Raw genomic sequence first — 5,915 nt, 5'->3', positions numbered from 1 at the left:
CATGCGCGTATACCTGGGTGCCGACCATGCCGGATTCGAACGTAAGAACGAGATCATCGAACACCTGAAGGCCGCGGGCCACGAGACCATCGACTGCGGCGCTCACGTCTACGACGCCCTCGACGACTACCCCGCCTTCTGCATCGAGACGGCCCGTCGTGTCGTCGCCGACGAGGGCAGCCTCGGCATCGTGCTGGGCGGCAGCGGCAACGGTGAGCAGATCGCCGCGAACAAGGTGAAGGGTGCGCGGTGTGCCCTGGCGTGGAGCGTCGAGACCGCGCAGTTGGCCCGCCAGCACAACAACGCTCAGCTGATCGGCCTCGGCGGGCGCATGCACTCCCTCGAGGAGTCCCTCGCGATCGTGGACGCGTTCCTCGCCGCCGAGTGGTCGAACGAGGAGCGCCACCAGCGCCGCATCGACATCCTGTCCGAGTTCGAGAAGACCGGCGTCGCCCCCGCCCTGCCCGAGGCCTGATCGCCCTTGCCCGAAGGTCACACCCTGCACCGGCTGGCCCGGCTACACCAACGCCGGTTCGCCGGTGCGCCAGTGCGGGTGCTGAGCCCGCAGGGCAGATTTTCCGAGGACGCGGCGCTCGTCGACGGCCGCGTTCTCGTCAGGTCCGAGGCCTGGGGTAAACACCTGTGGCATCACTACGAGTCGGGACTGGTCGTGCACGTCCACCTGGGACTGTACGGAGCGTTCACGGAATCGGCCGTTCCGATGGAACCGCCGGTCGGGCAGGTCAGGATGCGGATGGTCGGCGCCGAATTCGGCACCGACCTCCGCGGTCCGACGGCCTGCGAGGTTCTCCATCCGCCGCAGGTCGCCGCCATCGAGGCGCGGCTGGGGCCGGACCCGCTCCGCACGGACGCCGACCCCGACAAGGCGTGGAAGCGCATCTCGGCGTCGAAGACCCCGATCGGGGCACTGCTGATGGATCAGGCCGTGATCGCCGGCATCGGCAACGTGTACCGGGCGGAGGTCCTGTTCCGGCACGGCATCAACCCCGACAGGCCCGGTCGTGCGCTGTCCCGTGCCGAGTGGGACGTGCTGTGGGCCGACCTCGTCGCCCTGATGAAGGTCGGGGTCCGCCGCGGCAAGATGCACGTCGTCCGTCCCGAGGACGATCACGGCGATCCGGCGTATGCCAAGGACCGTCCCCGGACGTACGTCTACCGGCGGGCGGGATCACCGTGCCGGATCTGCGGCACCCCGGTCACCCACTCGGTCATGAAGGGCCGCAACCTCTTCTGGTGCCCGAGCTGCCAGCCCTCCTGACGGCCGGCTAGAAGTCGAACCCGCCACCGAAGTCGAACCCGCCGCCGTCTCCGCCGCCGCCGAAGTCGAATCCGCCGCCGTCGCCACCGGCGTCCCCGCCCATGTCGCCGCCGCCGTCTGCGCCTGCGTCACCGCCGTCGCCACCGCCGTCCGCACCCGCGTCACCGGTGTCCTGGGACGCGTCGCCCGCTCCGCTCTCGAAGCCCTGCGCGTCGTACCCCACTCCGGCCATCCCCGAGAACATCGCCGAGAACAGGAACATCGAGCCCAGGCCCCACGCGCCTGCGACGAGAGCGGGCTTCCACCACGGCTCCGAGTACCAGCCGGCGGGAACCGGGCGTCCCGCGACACGGCCACCGGGGTAGTAGTTCGGGGTCTTCGACGACGGGTTCGGCGACGCCGCGACCTGCCGCCCCTCGAACTCGACCTCACGGTCCTCGGTGACCGCTCCCGCGGACTTCTGGCCGTCGATCGACGGAATCTCCGGGCCGGGGTCCATGCCCATGGCCGTCCGGGCGGCGCGGATGTAGTAGAGACCCTCGAGCGCCGTCTGCTTGGCGAGACGCGCCTGGACGGGCGTCGTGGCCTGATCGATCTGGGAGCCCGCCGCGGTGTACCGCTCGGACGCGTCGGCGAGTGCCTGCTGCGAGGCGGTGTCGGACCCGGTGAGGCTGTACACCTGTCCGCCGAGCCGTTCGATGGCCTGGCGAGCGTCCGCCTTGGCGTCCTCGAGCTGGTTCGCGGTCTGCCCGGCGCGGTTGTTGCGGCTCCTCACCACCAGGAAGGCGACCGCCGCCACGATCACGAGAATGAGTAGCAGTTCCACGGTGGGCCTCCGGAGTTCTCGCGGACCGTCGGCTGCGGGGCTGCAACATCCACGAGTAGGGGACAAATCGGACATCTCCCAGAGTACTGACCGAAATCGTGGTTACGCGCTCGGCGAACGGGGGAGCGGTCCGCAGAAGAGAGGCGCGGGCGCGTCTCGTGCGCCTGTGACGCATGTCATAGCAGCCGAGGCGTCCGCGACCGCCCGTGCGCGACAAAAAAGGAGCGTTCCCTGGGGTGGGAACGCTCCTGTGTGGAGGGGATGACGGGAATCGAACCCGCGTAATCAGTTTGGAAGACTGAGGCTCTACCATTGAGCTACATCCCCGTGCATACGACAACCTGGGATCGCCATGCATGTCGTCTGCGATGAGTGACTGTACCCAACCTCGCTTTGGATTTCATAATCGGGGGGCCGTAGGATTCTTCCTCGGGTCCTCGCGAGGTTGGCGAGAGCCGGCTTCGACCGGGGTGTAGCGCAGCTTGGTAGCGCATCCGCTTTGGGAGCGGAGGGTCGCAGGTTCAAATCCTGTCACCCCGACCAGAACCACAGGGCAGGCAACTGCCGCACCGAAAAAGCACGACCACACGAAGGAGCCAGTCCGTGAAGAGCACCGTCGAGCAGCTCAGCCCGACGCGAGTCCGTATCAACGTTGAGGTGCCCTTCGAGGAGCTCAAGCCTGATTTCGACAAGGCCTACAAGGCCCTCGCGCAACAGATCCGTCTCCCCGGCTTCCGTCCGGGCAAGGCACCGGCCAAGTTGCTCGAAGCCCGTGTCGGTCGTGGCGCAGTCCTGGAGCAGGTCGTCAACGACGCACTCCCGTCCCGCTACTCCGAGGCCGTCACCAGCGCCTCGGTGAAGGCGATCGGTCAGCCCGAGATCGAGATCACGAAGATCGAGGACGGCGAGCTCCTCGAGTTCACCGCCGAGGTCGACGTCCGTCCCGAGATCACGCTGCCCGACTACAGCGAGCTGAGCGTCACCGTCGATCCGATCGAGATCACCGACGAGGCCGTCGAGGAGCAGCTGCTGTCGCTGCGTCAGCGCTTCGGCACCCTCACCGGTGTCGAGCGTGCGGTCGAGGACGGAGACTTCATCTCCATCGACCTGTCGGCCACCGTCGACGGTGAGGCCGTTCCCGAGGCCACCGCGAGCGGTCTGTCGCACGAGGTCGGTTCGGGTCAGCTCATCGAGGGCCTCGACGAGGCCGTCGTCGGCGTCAAGGCCGGCGAGTCGAAGGAGTTCACCTCGACGCTCGTCGCCGGTGACCACGCGGGCAAGGAAGCTGTCGTCACCGTCACCGTCGGCACCGTCAAGGAGCGCGAGCTGCCCGCCGAGGACGACGAGTTCGCTCAGCTGGCAAGCGAGTTCGACACCCTCGACGAGCTGAAGGCCGACCTGCGTGAGCGCGTCGGACGCGTTCGCAAGGTCGAGCAGGCCGGTCAGATCCGCGACAAGGTCCTCGAGACCCTCCTGGAGACCGTCGAGGTCCCGCTGCCCGAGGCTGTCGTCAAGGCCGAGGTCGACGCTGCACTCCACGACGCCGTGCACGGTCTCGATCACGACGAGGAAGCGCTGAACAAGCTCCTCGAGGAGCAGGGCACGAGCCGCGAAGAGTTCGACAAGGACGCCAAGGAGAGCGCCGAGCGCTCGGTGAAGACCCAGCTGCTGCTGGACGCCATCGCCGACGCCTCCGACGTCACCGTCGGCCAGGACGAGCTCACCGAGCGCATCCTGTTCCAGGCGCAGCGCTACGGCATGGCGCCCGAGCAGTTCATCCAGCAGATTCAGCAGGCCGGTCAGCTCGGCGCCGTCTTCGCGGACGTGCGTCGCGGCAAGGCTCTCGCCGGTGTCGTCGAGCAGGCCACCGTCACCGACACCTCGGGTGCCGCTGTCGACACCGCCGAACTGTTCGGCAACGGTGAGGCCGAGGCCGAGGAGGCTGCGTCCACGGACGAGGCTGCGTCGGATTCCACCGAGAGCGAAGACCAGAAGTAATGCTGGTCGCGGGATGTTTTTCTCGCGTTCGGCTGTGAGTTGTTTTCCGCTTTGAGCGAAGTAGGGCGGCACCGGGACTCCGGTGCCGCCCTCCTTCGTTAGTGTCTGTGTCAGCAATCAACGATTTACGGAGAAGGCAGGTACCGTGACTTCCAATCACCTGGAGACTTTGCAGAGTCCCGCCATGACTTCAGCCACCGCTGGGTTGAACCTCAGCGACTCGGTGTACGAACGCCTGCTGCGCGAGCGCATCATCTTCCTCGGTACCCAGGTCGACGACGACATCGCGAACAAGCTGTGCGCTCAGATCCTGCTGCTGTCGGCAGAGGATCCCAGCCGGGACATCTCCCTCTACATCAACTCGCCCGGCGGGTCGGTCAGCGCCGGTATGGCGATCTTCGACACGATGCAGTTCGCCGAGTGCGACGTCGCGACGTTCGGAATGGGTCTGGCCGCGTCGATGGGCCAGTTCCTGCTCTCCGCCGGGGCCAAGGGCAAGCGCTACGCCCTCCCGCACGCGCGGATCATGATGCACCAGCCGTCCGCCGGAATCGGTGGTACCGCCAGTGACATCGCGATCATGGCCGAACAGTTCGCGCACACCAAGCGCGAAATGGCCGAGCTGATCGCCGAGCACACCGGTCAGACGGTCGAGCAGATCACCGCCGATTCGGATCGTGACCGCTGGTTCACCGCGAAGCAGGCACTCGAATACGGTTTCGTCGACCACGTCGTCTCCCGCGCGGCGCAGGCGGGCGGGACCGGGCAGTAGCAGCCCGGCTTCCTCACTGACCGCTCCCACACATCCCTTGGAGAACTGATGACCAACCTGTTCGATCCCCGCAGCCTGGGAGGCCAGGCGCCCGCAGGCCCCCAGTCGCGTTACATCCTGCCGTCCTTCATCGAGCACTCGAGCTACGGCGTCAAGGAGTCCAACCCGTACAACAAGCTGTTCGAGGAGCGCATCATCTTCCTCGGCGTGCAGGTGGACGATGCGTCGGCCAACGACGTGATGGCTCAGCTTCTCGTTCTCGAGTCGCTGGACCCCGATCGCGACATCACCATGTACATCAACTCGCCGGGTGGCTCGTTCACCTCGCTGATGGCGATCTACGACACCATGCAGTACGTGCGCGCCGACATCACGACGGTGTGCCTCGGCCAGGCGGCCTCGGCTGCCGCGGTGCTGCTGGCGGCCGGTAGCCCCGGCAAGCGTCTCGCCCTGCCGAACGCTCGTGTCCTCATCCACCAGCCCGCCACCGGCGGCATCCAGGGTCAGGTCTCCGACCTCGAGATCCAGGCCGCCGAGATCGAGCGGATGCGTCGCCTGATGGAGACCACCCTCGCGAAGCACACCGGCAAGGACGCCGACGTGATCCGCAAGGACACCGACCGCGACAAGATCCTCACGGCCGCCGAGGCCAAGGAATACGGGATCATCGACGACGTGCTCGAGTACCGCAAACTCAGCGCCCAGAAGTGATTTCCTGCCGCCCCGGCTCGGGCGACACGCCGTGACGGCGCGGTTGCCGCGAGCCGGGTGCGGGATCGGCAAGGCTGGCTTTCCCGGAAGATCGGTGCGCGAATCACCGACAACCAGTCGACCTCGCTCGCGATCTGCGGGTACGGTCACATAACGGGCTTTCGTTTTCGGTCGGTGCGCGCACGGCGTGGGATCGGTTCGATGGTTGCACGTAGACGAAGGAAGTAGGGACCTGACGAGATGGCACGCATCGGTGACGGCGGGGATCTGCTCAAGTGCTCTTTCTGCGGTAAGAGCCAGAAGCAGGTCAAGAAGCTCATTGCTGGGCC

Annotated in this window: 7 protein-coding genes and 2 tRNA genes; 7 read left to right on the top strand and 2 right to left on the bottom strand. The window is 66.8% G+C overall.

What is annotated here, in order from left to right:
- Position 1 precedes the first annotated feature (1 nt).
- Together QM693_RS37370 and QM693_RS37365 are read left to right on the top strand one after the other, a co-directional pair.
- Positions 2-475, top strand: a complete 474-nt coding sequence (locus QM693_RS37370) for a ribose-5-phosphate isomerase (RefSeq protein ID WP_164061099.1) — start codon at positions 2-4, stop codon at positions 473-475.
- 6 nt (positions 476-481) lie between these two features.
- The gene (locus tag QM693_RS37365; protein WP_283354818.1) at positions 482-1,279 is read left to right on the top strand and encodes an Fpg/Nei family DNA glycosylase; all 798 of its coding nucleotides are present in this window, start codon (positions 482-484) and stop codon (positions 1,277-1,279) included.
- A gap of 7 nt (positions 1,280-1,286) precedes the next feature.
- Here QM693_RS37365 and QM693_RS37360 read toward each other — a convergent pair whose 3' ends face one another.
- Both QM693_RS37360 and QM693_RS37355 read right to left on the bottom strand, forming a co-directional pair.
- The gene (locus QM693_RS37360; protein ID WP_009474078.1) at positions 1,287-2,105 is read right to left on the bottom strand and encodes a hypothetical protein; all 819 of its coding nucleotides are present in this window, start codon (positions 2,103-2,105) and stop codon (positions 1,287-1,289) included.
- Positions 2,106-2,358: 253 nt separating this feature from the next.
- Positions 2,359-2,432: transfer RNA gene (locus QM693_RS37355), tRNA-Gly, on the bottom strand.
- 139 nt (positions 2,433-2,571) lie between these two features.
- On the opposite strand from QM693_RS37355, the gene QM693_RS37350 reads away from it, so the two are divergent.
- The 5 genes from QM693_RS37350 to QM693_RS37330 all read left to right on the top strand — a co-directional run.
- Positions 2,572-2,648 (top strand) — tRNA-Pro (locus tag QM693_RS37350).
- A gap of 60 nt (positions 2,649-2,708) precedes the next feature.
- Entirely contained in the window at positions 2,709-4,103 is a 1,395-nt protein-coding gene (tig, locus tag QM693_RS37345; protein ID WP_283333580.1) for a trigger factor, read from the top strand.
- 184 nt (positions 4,104-4,287) lie between these two features.
- On the top strand, positions 4,288-4,875 hold the full coding sequence (locus QM693_RS37340; protein ID WP_105417063.1) for an ATP-dependent Clp protease proteolytic subunit: 588 nt from the start codon (positions 4,288-4,290) through the stop codon (positions 4,873-4,875).
- Positions 4,876-4,923: 48 nt separating this feature from the next.
- The gene (locus QM693_RS37335; RefSeq protein WP_037236299.1) at positions 4,924-5,586 is read left to right on the top strand and encodes an ATP-dependent Clp protease proteolytic subunit; all 663 of its coding nucleotides are present in this window, start codon (positions 4,924-4,926) and stop codon (positions 5,584-5,586) included.
- A gap of 240 nt (positions 5,587-5,826) precedes the next feature.
- Positions 5,827-5,915 (top strand): ClpX C4-type zinc finger protein (locus QM693_RS37330; protein ID WP_283354819.1); only part of this gene is annotated, 89 nt, incomplete at its 3' end.

The sequence above is a fragment of the Rhodococcus sp. IEGM 1305 genome (assembly GCF_030058635.1).
In the GTDB taxonomy this organism is placed as follows: domain Bacteria; phylum Actinomycetota; class Actinomycetes; order Mycobacteriales; family Mycobacteriaceae; genus Rhodococcus_F; species Rhodococcus_F opacus_D.
Note: the sequence above shows the minus strand (reverse complement) of the source record. Positions and strands in the feature narration are given on the sequence as shown.